This window comes from Kitasatospora azatica KCTC 9699, assembly GCF_000744785.1.
Taxonomy (GTDB): Bacteria; Actinomycetota; Actinomycetes; order Streptomycetales; family Streptomycetaceae; genus Kitasatospora; species Kitasatospora azatica.
Window position 1 is genome coordinate 4,858,764 of the sequence record NZ_JQMO01000003.1, and the last position, 18,282, is coordinate 4,877,045.

The following is an 18,282-nucleotide window of genomic DNA, read 5'->3' on the forward strand; positions in this document are numbered from 1 at the left end:
GGATCTCCTCTACTCGGTGGTGCACGACTCGGAAGGATCAGCGTAGCGGGTGGCCTCCTGCTACTGAGAGCGCTCTCTCAACCGGCTCGGCCTGGCCAGGCCCGGACGCCGATGTCCGATTCCCGCCAGTCGATGCCCGCACGGTGGAGCAGACTGGACGGCGTGATCGACGACGAGACCCGCTACCGAGCCGTGGACAGCCGAGACGCCCGCTTCGACGGGATCTTCTTCACCGCTGTCACCACCACCGGGATCTACTGCCGGCCGAGCTGCCCCGCGGTCACACCCAAGCGGGCCAACTGCACCTTCTACCCGACCGCCGCAGCCGCCCAGGGCGCCGGCTTCCGAGCCTGCCGGCGCTGCCGGCCCGACTCGGTGCCCGAGTCACCGGAGTGGAACCACCGGGCCGACCTGGTCGGCCGGGCGATGCGGCTGATCGGCGACGGAGTGGTGGACCGCGAAGGGGTGGCCGGCCTGGCGGCCCGGCTCGGATACAGCGCGCGGCAGGTGCAGCGCCAGCTCACCGCCGAACTCGGCGCCGGACCGATCGCGCTGGCCCGGGCCCAGCGGGCACAGGCCGCCCGGCTGCTGCTGCAGACCACCCGACTGCCCGTCACCGAGGTGGCGTTCGCGGCGGGTTTCGCCTCCGTCCGCCAGTTCAACGACACCGTCCGCGAGGTCTACGACCGCACCCCGAGCGGCCTGCGCGCCGAGGTGAGCGCGGCCGCCGAGGCGGCCCCGGGAGCACTGAGCCTGCGCCTGGCCTACCGGGGCCCGATCGACACCGAGCACCTGATGGACTTCCTCGCACTGCGCGCCGTGCCGGGCGTGGAGGAGGTCGTCGCGGGCGGCAAGCGCGGGATCCGGACCTACCGTCGCACCCTCGCCCTCCCGCACGGCCCCGCGATCGTCGAGGTGGACTCACTGGGCGAAGGCGTGCCGCCGACCCGGGGGTGGCTGGACTGCCGGCTCCGGCTGACCGAGCTGCGCGACCTGACCACCGCCGTGCACCGGCTGCGCGCACTCTTCGACCTGGACGCCGACCCGCAGACCGTCGCCGAGCAGCTCGGCGACGACCCCGTGCTCGGCCCCGCCGTCGCCGCACGGCCCGGACTGCGCTCGCCCGGCCACGTCGACCCGCACGAGCTCGCCGTGCGCGCGGTGCTGGGGCAGCAGATCACGGTCGCCGCCGCCCGCACCCTGGCCGGCCGGCTGGCGGCCCGTTACGGCGTGCCGCTGCCCGAGCCGAGCGGTGGCCTGAGCGTGCTCTTCCCGACCGCCGCCGCGCTCGCCGAGGCCGACCCGGCGGACCTGGCGATGCCCGTCTCCCGGCAGAACGCGGTGCGCGGCCTGTGCGCGGCCCTCGCCGACGGGACGCTCCGACTGGACCCCGGCGTGGACCGCGAGCAGGCCGCCGCCGAACTGCTGGCGCTGCGCGGCATCGGCCCCTGGACGGTCGGATACCTGCGGATGCGGGCGCTCGGTGACCCCGACGTGTTCCTGCCCGGCGACGTCGGAGTGCGGCACGGGCTGCAGCGGCTGGGCCTGACCGGCGACCCGAAGTCGGCTGCGGCGAGTGCCACCGCCTGGGCGCCCTGGCGCTCGTACGCCGTGCACCAGCTCTGGGCGTTGGCCGGCGGGGTGTGACGCGGGGGCACACGGGCGGGTGAAGCGGGGGTCAGGCTGGCGAGGTCAGTGCCTGCTCGGTCAGTGCCCGCTCGGGCCCGAGCCGCCGGCCAGCGCCTTCGCGAGCCGGTCCAGCGCCGGCAGCGCCGCCATCACCACGGACTGGTCGGCGGGGGAGAGGGTGTCCAGCGCGGCCGCGATCCGGCGCTCATGGGCCCCGCGCCAGTCCGTCAGCTGCTGCTGCCCCGCCTCGGTGAGGCCGATCCGCGCCGTGCGCCGGTCACCCGGGTCGGGCTGGCGATCCACGAACCCGGCGTCCAGCAGCTTGCCGACCAGGCCGCTGACCGTGTTCGGCGCCAGCCGCTGACGCGCCGCCAGCTCCCCGACCCGCAACGGCGCCGCGGCCAGCGTCTGCAGCAGCTCCACCTGCGCCATCGGCAGCGACTCCCACGGGTAGTCCGTGCGGATGCTGCTGCGCAGCGCCCGGCGCAGCCGGGTGACGACGTCCGTCAACCGCTGCGCGCGCTCGATCGCGGCCCCTTCGCCGCTGCTCAGAGCGGCCTCGCTGGTCGGAGCTGCGTGATCGGTGGGCATGGCGGACAGCGTATCGGGTCGGCTGCGGGGTTCCGGCGGCAGACGCGGGTACCCCGGCCAGGGCGGGCCGGGGTACCGAGATGCGCCGTCGGCCGGGGTGCCGAGGTGCGCCGTCGGCCGGGGTGCCGAGGTGCGCCGCCGGTCGGAGTCCCCGATCGCCATCGGCCGGGGTGTCCGGGTGTCCGGGTGCGCGGCTGGGCCGGCTGATCAGGACAGCGGCTTGGCGCCGCGCTCGGCGAGCATGTCCGTCATCAGCTGGATCTCCGAGGTCTGCGCCGTGACCATCGACTGGGCCAGCCGCTTCTCGGTCGCGTTCTGCGCCTCGTCCACGTAGCCCTGGGCCATCCCGGCGCCGCCCTTGTGGTGCTCGATCATCAGCTGCAGGTAGAAGACCTCCGCCTGAGCACCGCTCAGCTTCCGCAGCTGGTCCAGCTGGGTGTTGGTGGCCATGCCGGGCATCAGCGAGCCGTCGTGCGCCTGGTAGTCCATCTTCATCCAGGCCATCGGCTTGGCCGGGGAGTTCTGGGTGAGCCCCCACTGGTCCAGCCAGCCCATCATCATGCCCCGCTGGTTGGCCTGGGTGTTGATGACGTCGAAGGCCAGGTTGCGGACCTCGGCGTTGTCGGTCCGGTCACGGACGATGAACGACAGGTCGATCGCCTGCTGGTGATGGGTGGCCATGTCGCGGGCGAACCCGGCCTCGGGCGAGTCGGTGGCCGGGGCGGCCGCCGCCGAGCCGGAGGCCGAGGAACCGCTCGCCACCAGGGCCGGCACGCCCAGGCAGAGCGCGACGGCCGCCGCCAGCGCGGCCGGCCACCAGAGCGTGCGCCGACGCCGGGGAGCGCTCGGGTCCTCGGTGACCGGCTGGTCGGCGGTCACTGCATCGCGCCGGAGCTGCAGGACGCCCCGGGCTCCTGGGTCTGCGGACCCTGGACGTACTTGGTGAGGAACTCCTCGACCCGCGGGTCCTTCGCGCTGTCCACCACCAGCTGGGTGCCCCAGGCGCTCAGCGTGATGGTGCCGGTCTCCGTCGGGTACGGGCTCATCATCGTGTACGGGGTGGCCTTGACCTTGTCGGAGAGCGTCTTGATGTCGTCCTGCGAGGCCTTGTCGTTGTAGGTCACCCAGACCGCGCCGTGCTCCAGCGAGTGCACCGCGTTCTCGTTCTGCACCGGCTTGTCGTACACGTTGCCCATGCAGGTCAGCCAGACCGGGTTGTGGTCGCCGCCGACCGGCGGGGTCATCGGGTAGCTGACCGGCGTCTGGACGTGGGTGCGGCTGAGCTTGTCCCAGGTCTTCACGCCCGGGATCGGCGCCTTGGCGGCCGCCACCTGCTTGTCGTGCTTGGCGTTGGCGTTCTGGATGATGTAGATGCCCGCGCCGACGGTGCCCGCGATCAGCACGCCGGCCACCGAGAAGGCGATGACCTTCATCCGCTTCTCGCGGCGCTGCTCCTCGGCCCGCAGCTGGGCGATCCGCTCGCGGCGGTCGGCGGTGGCCTGCTTGCCGCCGCCCTTGCCCTTGGCCGAGCGGGAGGTCACCAGCTGCTCGGCCTGCTTGCCGGAGCCGTTCTGGTTGGTCTGCTTCGAAGCGGAACCCACGGAGATCTTCCTTGTCCCCGCCGGCGGTCTGCGCGCGGCGGAATGAGGTGGTGCGGAGGGAGGGGGAGACCGCAGGTCGGCCGTCCGGCCGCGGCACCGGGACGACCGTCGGTGACGATCGGTGGTGACGGGATCGGACGGGACCGGCGGGGTTCCGCTTAGGTCCGATTGACCTGGAGCAGGTGGAGATCGGGAGTGCGCCCCGGCCGGTCGACGGCGCTCGCCGGCTTGGGCGCCGCAGGCGCGCTCGGCGGCACCAGCAGCGGCAGGTTGGCCGCGCCGGGCTGCGGCGGAGCGTTCGGCAGCTGGGCGTCCTGGCCCGGGCAGGGGTGGCTGGAGCAGCCGTGCCCAGGGGCGGGCTGGGAGCCGTCGGCGGCGCACAGGGTCGGCGGCACCAGGGGCGACGGGGCGTGCACGGAGCTGTGAGCGACGGGGCTGCTGTGACCGGTGGCGGGTTTGGGGTGCTCCGCCACGGGCGCGGCGTGCTCCGGAGCGTGAGCCGGCGCGGCGCCGGCCGAGCTCGCATTGGGGAGCGTCACCAGCAGCGCGACCAGTAGCCCGACCAGCGGCAGCGCCCAGGACCACGACACGCCGACCGGGCGGCCCGCGGAAGCGGCGCTCCCCGGCATCGGTCGGACAGGTCCTGGCGCGGTCATGCGCACATATTAATCAGCCGAGTGGGTGAAGCGGTCCCCCTCTCCGGTCCCTTCTTTCGGATTAATACCGCGGGTCGCGGGTGACATCCATCCTGCGGAAAGCCCGGACAGCGGGCTCCGGGCCGGGGAGAATGACGAGATCGCCCGGCCCGAACAGACCGACAGGAGCCGCCGGATGAGCAACCAGGGCGCACCCGTACAGGGGCGGCCGGAGGACGGCTGGTGGGGCAGGGTCTACCAGGGACCGGCCGGCGGCCTCCCCGACACCCCCGACGCGGAGGCGGGCGAGGGGAGCGTGGACGACTGGTTCGACTCGATCGCCTCGGTGGTCGGGCTGATCGGGCGCCAGCGCAGCGGGGAGGAGGAGGACGCGCCGGGGCCTGAGGCGGTGGCGCCGGAACCTGAACCAGCGGCCGTCGTGGCACCCGAACCCGCTGCGGCTCCCGAACCCGCTCCCGAGCCCGAGCCCGAACCCGGCCCGCTCACCCCCGTCTCCCTCACCAAGCCCGACCGCCCAGCCACCTCCGCCCTCGAGTCCGCCGCCCCCGCTTCCGCCTCCGCCCCGCACATCGGCTCCCGCCCGCCCACCTACGGACCCGAGCCCACCGCGGTCCCCGCCGCCCACCCCGAGCGGGTGGCCGTCGTCGTCCCCGACACCGTCCTCGACGGTGCCCAGTACCCCGGATTCACCCTGCGCGCCGCCTCGATCCGCGGCGACTCCGCCCGCTACCGGGGCGAACCGCGCGGCGACGCGCTGCTGGTCACCCGCTTCGGCGAGGCCCCCGACGGCCTGCTGCTCGCCGTCCTGGGCAGCCGCGCCCGCCCGGTCGCCGATCCGCGCGCCGAGACCGACCCGCAGGGCCCACTCCCCGACACCGTCCGCCGGGCCGCCGAGCAGCTTGCCGAGGCGATCGGCCGCAGCCGCGCCGAACTCGCCGCCGACCTGCGCGAGGGCGCCCGCGACCGGCTCCGCTACGGACTGCAGCGCCTCACCGCCCGGGCCGCCGCCGGCCTGCGCGCCTCGACACCCGAGGCCGGCTCGCTGCACTGCCTGCTGGTCTCACTCGACCCGGCCGCTACCCACCGGGCCGCCTTCGGCCTCGGGACCGGCGGCCTCTACCTGCTCCGCGCCGGCCACTGGATCGACGCCTACGCCGCCCGCCTGCTGCACCACCCCGACGGCCCGATCAGCGTCCCCGAGCCGCGCCCGTTCCGGTTCCGACTGGTCCCCACCACCCCCGGCGACATCCTGCTGCTCTGCTCACCGGGACTGGCCGAGCCGATCGCCGAGGAGCCGGCCGTCGCCCACTTCCTGGCCACCCACTGGTCCCACCCGCACCCGCCCGGCTCCGTCGACTTCCTGCGCCAAGTCCAGGTCCGCGCCAAGGGCTTCGCCGACGACCGCACCGCCGCTGCCCTCTGGACCGACTGATCAGCCGCCGGCCGTGCCCAGCAGCGCCGCCGCCACCGCCCGCACCCGCGCCGCCGACCGCTCCCGGTCCGCCCCCGGCAGCCCGATCGCCAGCGGCACCGAGAACCCGTCCAACACCGCGCGCAGTTGCACCGCCCGCTCCTCCGCCGACCCCGGCCGGAACTCCCCGGCCGCCACCCCGTCCTCGATCAACGCCTCCAGATCCGCCTGCCAGGGCGCCTCGATCTCCAGCTGCCCGGCCCGGATCTCCGCACTGGCAGGCGAGCGCCCCCACACCTCGACCCACAGGATCCACCGCGGATCCCCCGGCCCGTCCGCCAGGTACAACTCCGCATACGCCGCGAACCGCTCCCACGCACCGCCCCGCGCCAGCGCCACCCGCCGCCGCTCCCCGAGCTGCTCCTCACTCCACCGCAGGGTCTCCAGCAGCAGCTGGTCCTTGCTCCCGAAGTAATAGAGGAGATGCCCCGCACTCATCCCCAGCTGCTTCCCCAACCCCGCCATGGTCAGCTTCGCCAACCCGTGCTCCGCGATCGCCCCCATCGCCACCGCGAGCACCTCCTCCCGCGGCCGCGCGGGTCGCCGAGGGCGGGGGTCGGTCATGGCGGCGTGCTCCTTGGGGGTAGTGCCGAGGCAATCGCTCCAGCCTACGGCGCGGGCTCAGGCCCGCCGGACGGCCGGCCCACCGAGTCCGCGGACGGGTGGAAGGTCGAGGTGACCAGTCCGACTGTCTACGGGATCTCGTCACTCGTTCGTGGGAAGGCTTGCCGGAGTGGCTCAGATCGCTACCCTGCGGCCATACCGTCGAGGTGATTCGTCCACGGAGAGGAGGTGGCCCGTGCAACTTGTGACTCGCGCGGCGTGGGGTGCCCAACCGCCCAGGAGTGGCTGGACGTACATGGCGAGCACCCAGGGTGTGAAGGTCCATTACGAGGGGACCGAGGTACCCGCTGACCTGCCGGACCATCATGAATGGTGCGCGGGGCGGGTGCGGGACATCCAGGCCGCTCATCTGGCGAACACCAGCGAGGGTTGGATCGACGTCGCCTACAATGCCTTGGTTTGTTGTCATGGCTATGTCTTCGAAGGCCGCGGCCTGCACCACGAGACCGGCGCGAACGGCAACCAGCCGCTCAACCGCGCGCACTACGCGGTCTGCGGGATGATCGGGGATTCCGGTCTGACGCAGCCGACGGACGCGTTGCTCAACGGCCTGCGTGACGCCATCGAGTGGTTGCAGCAATACGGCGGGGCGGGGCCCGAGATCAAGGGGCACCGGGACGGGTACGCCACCGACTGCCCCGGCGACCCGCTCTACGCCTGGGTTCAGGCCGGCGCTCCCCGCCCCGGCGGTGGCGCTGGCGGGGTCAGGGGTGGCGGCGGGACCGGGGCGCAGTCGGCGCCGCCGTGGCCGGGGGAGTACCTGCAGCTCCAGGACCCGCTGCTGCACGACGACAACGTCCGTACCTGGCAGCAGCGGATCGCCGACCGCGGCTGGCCGCTCACGGTGGACGGCTGGTACGGCGAGCAGAGCAGGAGCGTCTGCGAGCAATTCCAGCAGGACTCCACCGCGAACGGCTGGCCGTTGACTGTCGACGGGGTTGTCGGGCCAGAGACCTGGCGGGCTTCCTGGGAGCGGCCGCTGAGCTGACGGTGTGTCAGGCCTTCGGCTGCTGCTGGGTGATGCAGTGGATGCCGCCGCCGTTGGCGAAGATCTCGCGGGCGTCGACCAGCTCGACGGTGCGGTCGGGGAAGGCCTCGGCGAGGATGGCTGCTGCTTCCTCGTCGCGGGGGTCGTTGAAGGCGCAGAGGATCACGGCGCCGTTGGCGACGTAGTGGTTGATGTAGGAGTAGTCGACCGGCTCGCCGTCCTCGTCGTGCAGGGCGGTGGGGGCCGGGACTTCGATGACCTCCAGCTGGCGGCCCTGGGCGTCGGTCGAGGCGCGCAGGATGGCGACCAGTTCCTGGCAGACGGTGTGGTCGGGGTGGGCGGGGTCGGGCTGGACGTGGGCGAGGACGACGCCGGGGCGGACGAAGGAGGCCACGATGTCGATGTGGCCGCGGGTGCCGAACTCGTCGTAGTCGCGGGTGAGTCCACGGGGGAGCCAGATCGCCTTGGTGGTGCCGAGGTGGGCGTGCAGCTCGGCCTCGACCTGTTCCTTGGTCCAGTCGGAGTTGCGGCCCTCGCCGAGCTGGACGGTCTCGGTGACCAGTACCGTGCCCTCGCCGTCCACGTGGATGCCGCCGCCCTCGTTGATCAGGCGGGAGGCGAAGCGCTGGACACCCGTCAGCTCGCTGATGTGTTCGGCGATGTGCTGGTCGTGCTCCCAGTTGGCCCAGGACTGGGCGCCCCAGCCGTTGAAGATCCAGTCGGCGGCGGCGAGTTGACCGTCGGGCCCGAGCAGGAAGGTGGGGCCGATGTCGCGCATCCAGGCGTCGTCCAGCGGGCGCTCGACGATCTCGACCTCCGCGGAGACGTACTCCTGCGCGGCCTTGGTCTCGCCGAGGTTGACGATCAGCGTCACCGGCTCGTAGCGGACGATGGTGTTGGCCACCTTTGCCCAGGCGAGGCGGGCCGCGTGCAGGTCCTCGGGGTTGTCGAAGGTCTGGTTGTCGGTGGGGAAGGCCATCCAGGTGCGCTCGTGCGGGTGCCATTCGGCGGGCATCGAGAAACCGAGAGCGGAGGGGGTGGTCATCAGAACAAGTCCTAAGAGGTGAAGGGCTCTTACAAGAAGTACAGGCGGCTGAGCGAGACGCTCTCGGAGGGCTCGGAGCGCAGCGGTTCGCCGTTGAGCGAGACCAGGCCGTTGGCCGCGTCGACGCTGACCGAACCGATCTGCGCGTTGCGGACCATGTCGCGCGGGCCGATCCCGCGGGTTCCGCGCACGCCCACCCGTCGTCGTCGGGTGGGGAGTTGGTCGGCGGCCTGGTCCAGGTAGGCGCCGTCGGCGGCGGCCTGGGCGACGAAGGCGACCGAGATGTCGGCGGCGGTGGCGCCGTGGGCGCCGAACTGTGGGCCGAGGAGCAGGGGTTCGCAGCGGTCGGTGGAGGCGTTGGGGTCGCCGACCACGCCGTACGCGGGGAAGCCGCCCTTCAGCACCAGTTGCGGCTTGGCGCCGAAGTGGTCGGGGCGCCAGAGCACGATGTCGCCGAGCTTGCCGACCTCGATCGAGCCGACCTCGTGCGAAAGGCCGTGCGCGATGGCGGGGTTGATGGTGAGCTTGGCGATGTAGCGGAGCACCCGCTCGTTGTCGTCGCCGCTCTCCCTGGTGCCGTAGCCGCCGTCCAGCGGGCCGCGTTCGGCCTTCATCTTGCCGGCCATCGCGAAGGTGCGGCGCACGGTCTCGCCGGCCCGGCCCATGCCCTGGGCGTCGGAGGAGGTGATGCCGATCATGCCGAGGTCGTGCAGCACGCCCTCGGCGCCCATGGTGCCGGCCCGGACCCGGTCGCGGGCCATGGCGGCGTCGCCGGGCAGGTCGAGCTTGAGGTCGTGGGCGGAGACGATCATGCCGGCGGCCTCGGCCAGCGCGTCCCGGCCGAACGGCAGGGTCGGGTTGGTGGAGGAGCCGATGACGTTGGCGACGCCGGCCATCTTCAGCACGTTGGGGACGTGGCCGCCGCCGCAGCCCTCGATGTGGAAGGCGTGGATGGTTCGGCCCTCGAGCACCGCGAGGGTGTCCTCGACCGACAGGCACTCGTTCAACCCGTCGGTGTGCAGGGCGACTTGGACGTCGTACTCCTCGGCTACCCGGAGCGCGGTGTCCAGCGCCCGGGTGTGCGCGCCCATGTCCTCGTGCACCTTGAAGCCGCTGGCCCCGCCCTCGGCCAGCGCCTCGACCAGCGGGCCCGGGTCGGAGGAGGAACCCCGGCCGAGGAAGCCGATGTTGACCGGCCAGGCGTCGAAGGCGTTGAAGGCGTGCCGCAGCGCCCAGGGGGAGTTGACGCCCACGCCCCAGACCGGCCCGAACTCCTGGCCGATGATGGTGGTCACGCCGGAGGCCAGCGAGGCCTCCATGATCCGTGGCGAGAGCAGGTGGACATGGGTGTCGATGGCGCCGGCGGTGGCGATCAGGCCCTCGCCGGAGACGATCGTGGTGCCGGTGCCGACCACCACGTCCACGCCGTCCATGGTGTCGGGGTTGCCGGCCCGGCCGATCGCCGCGATCCGGCCGTTGATCAGGCCGATCGAGGTCTTCACGATGCCCTGGACCGCGTCGATCACCAGCACGTTGCTGATCACCACGTCGCAGGTGGAGCGGACGGTGGCGGCCTTGAGGTGCAGGCCGTCGCGCGCGGTCTTGCCGAAGCCGGCCAGGAACTCGTCACCGGGGGCCTGTGAGTCGGCTTCGACCCGGACGATCAGTCCGGAGTCGCCGAGCCGGATCCGGTCGCCGGTGCGGGGACCGTGCACGGAGATGTAGTCGTGGGGAGAAATCGACGTCACGACTCGACCTCCGAGTTGTCGAAGTTGATCAGGTAGCCGGTGGCGCGGGCCTTCTCCAGGGCGGCCTCGCGGGCGCCGGGGGCGTCGAGCGGGCCGTCGACCAGGCCGGCGAAGCCGATCGCCACCCGCGCGCCGGCGATCGGGACCAGTCCGACCTCGACCACCGCGCCGGGGTCGAAGCGCACCGAGGAGCCGGCCGGCACGGCGAGCCGGGTGCCGTAGGCGGCCGCCCGGTCGAAGGCGAGGCGGGGATTGACCTCGAAGAAGTGGTAGTGCGAGGTGACCGAGATCGGTACCGGCGAGGTGTTGTGGACGGGCAGGACCACGGTCTCCTCGACCGGGTCGTAGCCGGCGCCGCTGCCCGGCAGCGCCGCGCCCGGGGCCTCCTCGCCGAGTGAACCGGCGCCCTGGAACGGGTCGTTGATCACGGCGAGCCTGGTGCCGTCGTCGAACACGGCCTCCACCTGCACCACGGTGACCACGTCGGGCACGCCGGGCAGCACGTCGGCGGCGCTGAGCACGGTGCGGCCGGCCTCGATCGCCTCGGCCAGTCGCAGCCCGTCGCGGGCGGCCTCGCAGACCGTGTCGGCGATCAGCGCTGTGGCCTCGGGCACGTTGAGCCGCACGCCGCGGGCGCGCCGGGCGCGGGCCAGTTCGGCGGCTGTGAAGATCAGCAGCCGGTCCCGTTCGGTGGGGGTGAGTCGCACGGTGCCTCGCTCGCGGGTCGGCGGGGATCGGGTGAAGGACGTCAGAACGTGGAGGAAGTTAGAACGGCGTTCAAAGTCGTGCTGGCCATTGAACCCGGAACGGGTCGCCGTGTCCAGCCTTGCCCGGCTTGCGAGGTTCTGCGCGTTGGGGTGACCGGTGGGGGTGTCACTCGTTTGCCAGCGCGAGGAGGTCGCTCATGGTGAGTCGGCGTGCGGTGCTGGGAGCCGGAGCCCTGGTGGTGCTGCCCGGGCAGCGGCGGGCCGCCGTCCCCGCCGTGAACTCGCCGAGCGACGCGACCCAGGCGCTGGCCCGGTTGCGCGAGGGCAACATGCGGTGGGTGCGCGGCGCGGCCCGGCACCCGGACGCCTCGCTGCCGCGCCGGCAGGACCTGGCCGGCGGCCAGGCGCCGTTCGCGGTGGTCTTCTCCTGCATCGACTCCCGGGTGCCGCCCGAACTGGTCTTCGACCAGGGGCTCGGTGACCTGCTGGTGGTGCGGACCGCCGCGCACACCCTGGACCGGCTGGTCACCGGCAGCCTGGAGTACGGCCCCGCCGAACTGGCGACCCCGCTGCTACTGGTGCTCGGACACCAGCGTTGCGGGGCGGTCACCGCTGCCGTCGGGGCGCTGCGCGGCGGCGAGCCGCTGCCGGGACACCTGGCCGAGGTGGCCGAGGACCTGCGGCTGCCGTACCAGGCGGTGCTGGCCCGGGGTGTCGCGGAGGCGGACCTGGTGGACGCCGTGGTCCGCGAGCAGACCCGGCAGACCGTCGAGAAGCTTCGGGCCGACCGGCTGTTGGCGCCGGCGGTGGCGGCGGACCGGCTGTTGGTCTGCGGCGGCTACTACTCGCTGGACAGCGGCACGGTGGCGTTCGACTCCTTCGAACGGTAGCCACCACCCGGCGGGAAGTTGACAGCATGTCAGCAAGACGTGCGCCGCGAGCCCCCCGTGCACCTCGGCCGACGTCCTGCGCACCGTTGCGGTCGAGCCCGTGCCCGGCTGACGATGGATCAGGAGTTGGGGGGCGGGCCTGATGGACAGCCGACGCAAGACCGAGGAGCGCTTGCGCGTCGCCCTGGCCCCCGCCGACCTCGCCGCACTCTCGCCACTGCGGGCCGAGCTACGGGCCGCACTGTGCCGCTGGGGGCGGGCCGAGCTGGCCGACACCGCCGAGCTGCTCGCCTGCGAGCTGGCCACCAACGCACTGCGGCACACCGACGCGGGCGCCGTACTGGAGGCGGGGCTCACCGCTGGCGGTCGGCTGCGGGTGGCGGTCCGCGACGGCGACACCCGGCTGCGGGGCCAGGTACGGGTGGGCGAGGGCGAGAGGGTGGGCGCGGGGGTGGAACCGGGCGCGCTGCTGGAGACCAGCGGCCGGGGCCTGCTGCTGGTCGACGCACTCTCGGAGAACTGGGGCGTGCGGCTCGGCGCCGAGGGCAAGACCACCTGGTTCGAGCTCGGGCCCGGCCGGACCGGGTCCCCCGGCGGCGGACCGGGCGGCGACGCTGGTGGCTGGCGGGATGGAGAAGTCGGCGGCGCGCCGTAGCCACGCGGCGGCATTGCTCCTTTGCCGAACATTCGACAGGATAGTGAGAATGTGTGTCCGGACCTGGACCCCCCGGCGCGGGCCGTGTCCACCGGCCACCACCACCGAGCACCACCATCGACCACCGTGCACCGACCACCGTGCAATTGACCCGGCAGGGGCAGGAGAACCATGGCGACTGAGCCCGAGCCGCAGGGGCCCGCACGCCTCCCGCTCGGCCCGCCGGCCCAGGGCGGCCGCCGGTCCGGCACCCGTACCAGCTCACTCGCGGCGGGCCGGATCGCGGTACCCGCCGCCCTCCCGGCCGTCCAGTCCCTGGCCACTCGGACCGGCGACTCCACACCGGAGTGGCTCGAGCCGGCGATGGCCGCCAACGGCATCGGCTCCTTCGACTGGGACATCCGGCGCGACCTGATCGAGGCCGACCAGCGCGCCGTCGCGATCATCGGGGGCTCCGGAAGCAGCTTCCGGCTCAGTTCGGACGCCTTCCTGGCCCTGCTGCACCCCGAGGACGCGCCGGTGGTGCGCCGCCGGGTCGAGCGCGCGGTGGCCGAGCTCGGCCAGTGCGGCGCCTACTACCGCACCGTCTTCCCCGGCGGCGCGCTGCACGCCGTCCGGTTCCGCGGCCGGGTGCTCGCCGACGCCTTCGGGCGGCCTTCCCGGATGGTCGGCTTCGTCTGGGACGCCACCGCCGAGCTGCACAAGCGCGAGGACGCCGGCCGGATGGCCGCCCTGCGCGAGGAACGGTCGCGGTTCATCAAGGAGGCCGCCCGGGCGCTCTCCGAGGCGGTCACCGTGCGTGACGTGGCCAGGGTCTTCACCGAACTGCCGCTGCCCGGGCTGCCACCCGACGGACTGGTGCTGGCCGCCTTCGAGACCGGCCGGCTGCAGATCCTGGGCGCCAGCGGCTACCGCCCCGAGGACGTCAGCTCCTACGACCGGGCCCCGCTGGAACCGTTCCAGCCGGCCGCCGAGGCGATCCGCAGCCGGCTGCCGGTGTTCCTGTCCAGCCCCACCGAGTACCGCGAGCGCTACCCGCAGGCCTGGCCGCGGGCCTCCAGCACCGGCCGCCGCGCCTGGGCCTTCCTGCCGCTGGTGGCCAGCGGCCGGGCGATCGGCCTGTGCGTGGTCAGCTTCGACGACTCGCGCGAGCTGGACGCCGACGAGCGCACCCTGCTCTCCACCCTCGGCGGGCTGGTCGCCCAGTCGCTGGCCCGGGCCCGGCTGCACGACGCCGAGCACGAGCTGGCCGCCGGCCTGCAGCGGGTGATGCTGCCGCGCACCGTCCCCGCCGTGCCCGGGGTGACCACCGCCGTGCGCTACCTGCCGGCCGGCTCCGGCCTGCAGATCGGCGGTGACTGGTACGACGTCGTACCGTTGCCCGGCGGACACGTCGGCCTGGTGATCGGCGACGTGCAGGGGCACGACGTGCACGCCGCCGGCATCATGGGCCAGCTGCGGATCGCCCTGCGCGCCTACGCCGCCGAGGGCCACCCGCCGGCCGCCGTGATGGCCCGGGCCTCCCGCTTCCTGGCAGACCTGGACACCGACCACTTCGCCACCTGCACCTACGCCGAGGTGAACGTCGACTACGGCGTGGTCTACGCCGTCCGGGCCGGCCACCTGGACCCGGTGGTGCGCCGCGGCGACGGCAGCAGCGCGGTGCAGAGCGTGGTCGGCGGCCTGCCGCTGGGCGTCTCGGCCGACCAGGAGTACCAGGTCACCCGGTTCAGCCTGGACCCGGGCGAGACCGTGGTGCTGTGCACCGACGGCCTGGTCGAGTCGCGCACCATGGACCTGGACACCGGCATGGCCCGGCTCTGCGAGTCGGTGGCCGGGGAGCTCGAGTCCACCGGGGTGGACCCGATCGAGGACCTCGCCGACCGGATCGCCGCCCGGGCCGCCGACTCCGCCGAGCGTGAGGACGACATAGCGCTCCTGCTGCTGCGCTGGGACGGCCCCGAGGGCGGGCTGGCCGCCCAGCAGCTGCGCCGCCGGATCGGGCAGGCCGACCTGGCCCGGGTCGCCGAGCTGCGCGGCGAGCTGCGCGACGCACTGCGCCGCTGGGGTGTCGCCGAGCTGATCGACACCGCCGAGCTGCTGGCCTCCGAGCTGGTCACCAACGCGATCCGGCACACCGACCGGGACGCGATGTTCACCGCCCGCCTCTACCGCGAGGACGGCCGTGAGCCGCGGCTGCGGATCGAGGTGGAGGACGAGTCCGACCTGTGGCCCAAGCGCCGCACCCCCGGCGAGCAGGCCTCCTCGGGCCGCGGCCTGATGCTGGTCGAGGCGCTGGCCGATGCCTGGGGCGTGGAGCCGCGCGGGACGGGCAAGCGGATGTGGTTCGAGCTGACGGCGGGCGAGGCGGCCTGACCTCGGCCGAGGCGGCCTGACACCTGGTCAGGCCGCCGGTCGGCGTACGCCGCCGACCGGCGTACGGCGCTCACCCGGAGCTGCCGGCGGGTGGTCACCCGAACTGGCGCTCCAGGTCTTTGAGCTTCTGTTCCAGGGAGTCGAGGCGGGGCAGGGTCATGGTGTCCTCCTCGGTGGTCAGGTCGATGGTCCGCCGGCCCGGGCGGGCCGGCAGTCCGGGGGCGACGGCGGGGCCGCCCGTCGGCTCGGGGGCGGACGCTATCGCAGGCTCCGCACTCCCGCCCGGCTCCAGTTGCCGGGCGGCTGTCGTGCGGGTGCGGCCCCAGCCGCCGTGCTGGCGGTTGATCGCACGGATCTCGGCCCGTTCGCGGCGGCTGGCCAGGCGCTGGCGCTCGCGGTTCTCCACCGCCTCGCGCCTGGTGTCACGGACCTCCTCCACCGCCTCGTCCAGGCTGCGCACCCCTTCGAGGAGCATCAGCGACCAGGCGGCGTACGTCTCCAGCGGGGCCCGCATCCAGCGCACGATCCGGATCTGCGGCAGCGGCCGCGGCACCAGACCCTGCTCGCGCAGTGCGGCCCGGCGGGTCTGCTTGAGCGCCCGGTCGAAGAGCACGGCGGCGGAGAGCGACATCCCGGCGAAGAACTGCGGGGCGCCCGCATGCCCGAGCCCGCGCGGGGCGTGCACCCAGTTGAACCAGGCGGAGGCGCCGGCGAAGAGCCAGACCAGCAGGCGGGAGCCGAGGGCCGCGTCACCGTGGCTGGCCTCGCGCACCGCGAGCACCGAGCAGAACATCGCGGCGCCGTCCAGACCGAACGGGACCAGGTACTCCCAGCCGTCGCTCAGCCCGAGGTTCTGGATGCCGAAGCCGACCAGGCCGTGGAAGGAGAGCGCGGCGGCGACGGCCGCGCAGCAGAAGAGCAGGGTGTAGGAGGCGGCTCCGTAGAGGGACTCCTTGCGCCGCCGCCGTTCTTCGGTGCGTTCCCAGGAGTCGGCCCCGCGTGCGGCGGCCGCCCCTCGGCTGCGCAGGTAGGCGACCAGCACCGCGCTGGGGAGCAGGACGGCGATGGTGGCCACGGCCCAGCCCAGTGGTATGTCCGACAGTTTCATTGCGCTGACCCAGCCTCGCTTTCGGCGGTCGTGGTGGCGGGGCCACCAGGGGACGTCCATCATGGCCGATGGCTGGGCTCGGCACGGGCGGTTTGCGGTCAAATACCCTGATGGGTGAGCGAACTGACGTCTCGTCAGTATGACGGTATGACAATTACAGGCGGGTGCGCGGGCAGCCGACGCAGCTCTCCGCCGGGCGCAGCGTGTAGAAGAGGCAGCAGCTGACCCGGGTGCGTGCGGGTGCTGGAGCCGGTACGGGTGCGGGTGCGGGCGCCGGTGCGGGTCCGGCGGCGCCGCGGAAGGCGGCCGCGCCGGTGAACGGGGCGGTGCCGCCGGGCAGGAGGGCGTCCAGGGCCGGCACCGCGCGCGACTCCAGTCCGAGCAGGCCGGCGGCGTACCAGAGGCTCTCCACCAGTTCGTCGGTGGCCAGGCCCCACAGGGTGCGCGGCCCGCGCCGCAGGTGCGGGCGGAAGGCGGCGAGCAGCGGGTCGAGCTGTTCGGCGACGGCGCCGCGCAGGGCGGCGCCCAGTGCGGCCTGGTCCGGCACGAGGTGGGCGCCCGGATGCCGGGCCGCCGGGTCGGTGGGCAGGCAGGCGAAGCGGTGCGGTGCGGCCGGCGGCAGGGCGAGTTCGGCCGGGCCGCCGCAGCTCGGGTGACGGAACGCGAGCTGCTCGGCCGCAGGCAGCGGAACCCGCTGTTCCAGCAGCCAGGGGAGGGTGAAGAGCAGGCAGAGCGGCCAGGTGTAGCGGTGCAGCCAGAAACCGGCGGCGACGTCGGGGCGCGGGGTGGTTCCGTAGCGCAGCCGGGCCTGCCGGGTCTCGGTGGCGATCACCCGGGCCTGCAGGGCGGGGTCGGCGAGCAGTCGACCGGTGGTCAGCCAGCCCTCGTCGGGCCGGACCGGGCCCAACCGGATCCGCAGCTCGGGGAAGACGCGGGCGAACGCGCCGTAGGCTGCCGCATAGGGGGCCGCCCCGGGGTGCGGTGCGCGGGTGCGGTGCGCGGTCCTCATCGCTCGGTCCTCGTCGCTCGGCGGGAAACCGAAAGGGTGAGGCGCGTACGCCTCACCCAATCAGGTTAGCCTCACCTTAGCTGACGGGGCGTTGGACGTCCTGCTCCCCGCGTCCGTCCGGGGGACGCCGTGGTGTTGCGGCGGTCGTCGCGGTGGTCGTGGCGGCAGGCGTCGCGGCGGTCGGGACCGCCGTTGTGCCGGCGCGTGCGCCGCGGGTGCCCGGCAGGCCGGGGCGCGCGCTCGGCGGCGCTCCGCGCGGGGCGCCCGGTGGACCGCCGGTGGCCGCGACCTCGCCCAGGCGACCGACCAGCCAGACCGGCACGCCGCCCAACGCCTGCACCAGCCGTCCAGCCTCGGCCCGCAGTTGCTGGGCCTCCTCCGGCTCGCTGACCTCGGCCAGCGCGGCCAGGGCCGGTGCCACACCCACCATGAAACCGAGTTCCTCGCGCAGCCGCAGCGAGGCGGCGAACCCCTCGCGGGCCCGCACCCGGTCGCCGCCGGCCAGCGCGAGCGCCGCCAGATGCCGCCAGGTGGACGAGGCGAGCAGGGTGTCGCCGTGCGCCAACGCCCCTTCGTGGGCCCGCCGGTAGGCGATCCAGGCGGCGGTCTGGTCGCGCAGCAGGTTCTCCGCGACCAGCCCGCGCCGGAAGTCCAGCAGTGGCCGTCCCGGTGCGTGCGGCGGCAGCAGCGCGGAGGTCCGGCCGAGCGCGGCCTGGGCCTCGTCCAGCCGGTCGCGCGGGCCGAGCACGCTGCCCAGGTAGGCCAGGAAGCCGCGGGCGCAGGCGGCCGCCGCGCGCTGCTCGGTGCTGGTCACCCCGGCCTCGGCCAGGCGCAGTGCGGCCTCCGCCTGCTCCCAGTGATCGGCGGTGAACAGGCACTGTTCGATGAGGAGTTCGGCCCGGCACAGGGCCGTCCTGGCATCCCGTTCGGCGGCCGGCATGAGCAGTTCGGCCGCCTCCTGCCAACAGGCGCGCGAGCGCAGCCGCCAGACCGTGCCGCTGGTGATCTCGTCCAGATGGCCGTCCGTGCCCGGATGCAGCCCCCCACCGTGCGGCGGTACCCCCGGCGGGCCGCCGCGCGCGCGATCGGGCTCCGCCCCCCGCCCGCGCGTCCCCCCGCTCAGCGGGGCCGTTCCGTGCTCCGACAACGCCACCTCCTTGTGCGCGGTGCCCCACGGTCATGCG

The 18,282-nt window shown here is 73.9% G+C and carries 17 protein-coding genes; 6 read left to right on the forward strand and 11 right to left on the reverse strand.

What is annotated here, in order from left to right; all coding sequences use genetic code 11:
* Nucleotides 1-111: 111 nt before the first annotated feature.
* Nucleotides 112-1,647 (forward strand): AlkA N-terminal domain-containing protein, encoded by a 1,536-nt coding sequence (locus BR98_RS32245; protein ID WP_035850468.1) that lies wholly within the window; start codon nt 112-114, stop codon nt 1,645-1,647.
* Nucleotides 1,648-1,707: 60 nt separating this feature from the next.
* Here the strand turns inward: BR98_RS32245 and BR98_RS32250 are convergent, their stop codons facing one another.
* The 4 genes from BR98_RS32250 to BR98_RS32265 form a co-directional block, all read right to left on the reverse strand.
* Nucleotides 1,708-2,220: a MarR family winged helix-turn-helix transcriptional regulator gene (locus tag BR98_RS32250; protein ID WP_051971236.1), complete on the reverse strand. Its 513-nt coding sequence runs from the start codon at nt 2,218-2,220 to the stop codon at nt 1,708-1,710.
* A 207-nt stretch (nt 2,221-2,427) separates the two neighbouring features.
* Nucleotides 2,428-3,099, reverse strand: a complete 672-nt coding sequence (locus tag BR98_RS32255) for a DUF305 domain-containing protein (protein WP_051970605.1) — start codon at nt 3,097-3,099, stop codon at nt 2,428-2,430.
* On the reverse strand, nt 3,096-3,761 hold the full coding sequence (locus tag BR98_RS32260) for a DUF3105 domain-containing protein (protein ID WP_035854573.1): 666 nt from the start codon (nt 3,759-3,761) through the stop codon (nt 3,096-3,098). The genes BR98_RS32255 and BR98_RS32260 overlap by 4 nt, the downstream gene beginning before the upstream one ends.
* A 218-nt stretch (nt 3,762-3,979) precedes the next feature.
* Complete coding sequence (locus BR98_RS32265; RefSeq protein WP_035850469.1) at nt 3,980-4,450, reverse strand: hypothetical protein; 471 nt, start codon at nt 4,448-4,450, stop codon at nt 3,980-3,982.
* A gap of 202 nt (nt 4,451-4,652) precedes the next feature.
* Here BR98_RS32265 and BR98_RS32270 point away from each other — a divergent pair, with 202 nt between their 5' ends.
* Entirely contained in the window at nt 4,653-5,909 is a 1,257-nt protein-coding gene (locus BR98_RS32270; protein WP_035850473.1) for a protein phosphatase 2C domain-containing protein, read from the forward strand.
* On the opposite strand, the gene BR98_RS32275 is transcribed toward BR98_RS32270, so the two are convergent.
* On the reverse strand, nt 5,910-6,512 hold the full coding sequence (locus BR98_RS32275) for a TetR/AcrR family transcriptional regulator (protein WP_035850476.1): 603 nt from the start codon (nt 6,510-6,512) through the stop codon (nt 5,910-5,912).
* A 295-nt stretch (nt 6,513-6,807) separates the two neighbouring features.
* Between BR98_RS32275 and BR98_RS32280 the strand changes: the two genes are divergently transcribed.
* Nucleotides 6,808-7,560 carry a peptidoglycan recognition protein family protein gene (locus BR98_RS32280; RefSeq protein WP_051970607.1) on the forward strand — a complete coding sequence of 251 codons (753 nt, stop codon included), beginning with the start codon at nt 6,808-6,810 and terminating at the stop codon, nt 7,558-7,560.
* A 7-nt stretch (nt 7,561-7,567) separates the two neighbouring features.
* Here BR98_RS32280 and BR98_RS32285 read toward each other — a convergent pair whose 3' ends face one another.
* From BR98_RS32285 to ureA, 3 genes are read right to left on the reverse strand one after another with little or no spacing between them, the layout of a single operon-like run.
* Nucleotides 7,568-8,605 carry an agmatine deiminase family protein gene (locus tag BR98_RS32285; RefSeq protein WP_035850488.1) on the reverse strand — a complete coding sequence of 346 codons (1,038 nt, stop codon included), beginning with the start codon at nt 8,603-8,605 and terminating at the stop codon, nt 7,568-7,570.
* Between the two features lie 29 nt (nt 8,606-8,634).
* Entirely contained in the window at nt 8,635-10,353 is a 1,719-nt protein-coding gene (locus BR98_RS32290) for an urease subunit alpha (protein ID WP_407639519.1), read from the reverse strand.
* Nucleotides 10,350-11,060 carry an urease subunit gamma gene (gene ureA / locus BR98_RS32295; RefSeq protein ID WP_035850490.1) on the reverse strand — a complete coding sequence of 237 codons (711 nt, stop codon included), beginning with the start codon at nt 11,058-11,060 and terminating at the stop codon, nt 10,350-10,352. The genes BR98_RS32290 and ureA overlap by 4 nt, the downstream gene beginning before the upstream one ends.
* Before the next feature lie 197 nt (nt 11,061-11,257).
* On the opposite strand from ureA, the gene BR98_RS32300 reads away from it, so the two are divergent.
* The 3 genes from BR98_RS32300 to BR98_RS32310 all read left to right on the forward strand — a co-directional run bounded on the left by BR98_RS32300 (nt 11,258) and on the right by BR98_RS32310 (nt 14,981).
* Nucleotides 11,258-11,950: a carbonic anhydrase gene (locus tag BR98_RS32300; RefSeq protein WP_035850492.1), complete on the forward strand. Its 693-nt coding sequence runs from the start codon at nt 11,258-11,260 to the stop codon at nt 11,948-11,950.
* A 142-nt stretch (nt 11,951-12,092) separates the two neighbouring features.
* The gene (locus tag BR98_RS32305; protein WP_051970609.1) at nt 12,093-12,605 is read left to right on the forward strand and encodes an ATP-binding protein; all 513 of its coding nucleotides are present in this window, start codon (nt 12,093-12,095) and stop codon (nt 12,603-12,605) included.
* Between the two features lie 171 nt (nt 12,606-12,776).
* A complete protein-coding gene (locus tag BR98_RS32310) occupies nt 12,777-14,981 on the forward strand; it encodes an ATP-binding SpoIIE family protein phosphatase (RefSeq protein ID WP_051970612.1) in 2,205 nt (734 codons plus the stop codon).
* A gap of 94 nt (nt 14,982-15,075) precedes the next feature.
* Here the strand turns inward: BR98_RS32310 and BR98_RS32315 are convergent, their stop codons facing one another.
* The 3 genes from BR98_RS32315 to BR98_RS42715 all read right to left on the reverse strand — a co-directional run bounded on the left by BR98_RS32315 (nt 15,076) and on the right by BR98_RS42715 (nt 18,251).
* Nucleotides 15,076-16,089 carry a DUF2637 domain-containing protein gene (locus tag BR98_RS32315; protein ID WP_035850495.1) on the reverse strand — a complete coding sequence of 338 codons (1,014 nt, stop codon included), beginning with the start codon at nt 16,087-16,089 and terminating at the stop codon, nt 15,076-15,078.
* Between the two features lie 154 nt (nt 16,090-16,243).
* Nucleotides 16,244-17,098, reverse strand: coding sequence for a (2Fe-2S)-binding protein (locus BR98_RS32320; protein ID WP_035850497.1), 855 nt, complete (start codon nt 17,096-17,098; stop codon nt 16,244-16,246).
* 76 nt (nt 17,099-17,174) lie between these two features.
* Entirely contained in the window at nt 17,175-18,251 is a 1,077-nt protein-coding gene (locus tag BR98_RS42715; protein WP_407639520.1) for a hypothetical protein, read from the reverse strand.
* Between the last annotated feature and the right edge of the window lie 31 nt (nt 18,252-18,282).